Origin of the sequence: Micromonospora sp. M51, assembly GCF_018070305.1 — a bacterium.
GTDB classification, from domain to species: Bacteria; Actinomycetota; Actinomycetes; order Mycobacteriales; family Micromonosporaceae; genus Micromonospora; species Micromonospora parva.
Genome location: NZ_JAGPXZ010001285.1, coordinates 1 through 933, shown reverse-complemented (window position 1 = coordinate 933; position 933 = coordinate 1). Strand labels below are relative to the sequence as shown.

Annotated in this window: 1 protein-coding gene; it reads right to left on the bottom strand. The window is 71.7% G+C overall.

The window, feature by feature from the left end; all coding sequences use genetic code 11:
• The coding region (locus KBX53_RS34310; protein ID WP_247676620.1) for an AIR synthase-related protein at positions 1 to 933 on the bottom strand (933 nt) is incomplete at both ends.

Here is a 933-nt window from a genome sequence, read left to right as displayed (position 1 = left end):
GTCTGGTTGTAGAAGCTGACGTTGCCGCCGGTCACCGGGATGCCCAGCTCCAGGCAGCCGTCCGCCAGACCGCGCACGGCCTCGGCGAACTGCCACATCACGCCCGGGTCCTCGGGGGAGCCGAAGTTGAGGCAGTTGGTCACGGCGATCGGCTTCGCGCCGGTCACCGCCACGTTCCGGTACGCCTCGGCCAGGGCCAGCTTGGTGCCGTTGTACGGATCCAGTCGGGCGTAGCGGCCGTTGCCGTCCACCGACAGCGCCACGCCGAGACCGGTCCGCTCGTCGATCCGGACCACGCCGCCGTCCTCCGGCTGGGCGAGCACGGTGTTGCCCAGCACGTAGCGGTCGTACTGCTCGGTGACCCAGGTCTTGTCGGCCAGGTTCGGCGACGCGATCATGCGCAGCACGGTCTCCCGCAGCGCCTCCGGGTCGGCCGGGCGGGGCAGCGTCTCGGCGCGGTCGGCCTGGAGCAGGATCAGGTCGGCGGGCTCCCGCATCGGGCGGGCGTAGACCGGGCCGTCGTCGACGAGCGAACCCGGCGGCACGTCGACGACCAGGTGGTCCTGCCAGGTGATCAGCAGTCGACCCGGGCGGCCGTCCGGCTCCGGTGCGGTGACCTCACCGATGGCGGTGGCGAGGACGCCCCACTTCTCGCAGGTCTTGAGCACCCCGTCGAGCTTGTCCGGCTCGACGACCAGCAGCATCCGCTCCTGCGACTCGCTGGCCAGGATCTCGTGCGGGTCCATGGAAGGCTCGCGCAGCGGGACCCGCTCCAGCCAGACCCGCATGCCGGTGCCGGCAGCGGCGGCGGTCTCGGTGAGCGCGCAGGTCAGGCCGGCGCCGCCGAGGTCCTGGATGCCGACGACCAGTTGGCCGTCGTACAGCTCGAGGCACGCCTCGATGAGCAGCTTCTCGGTGGTCGGCTCACCGAAC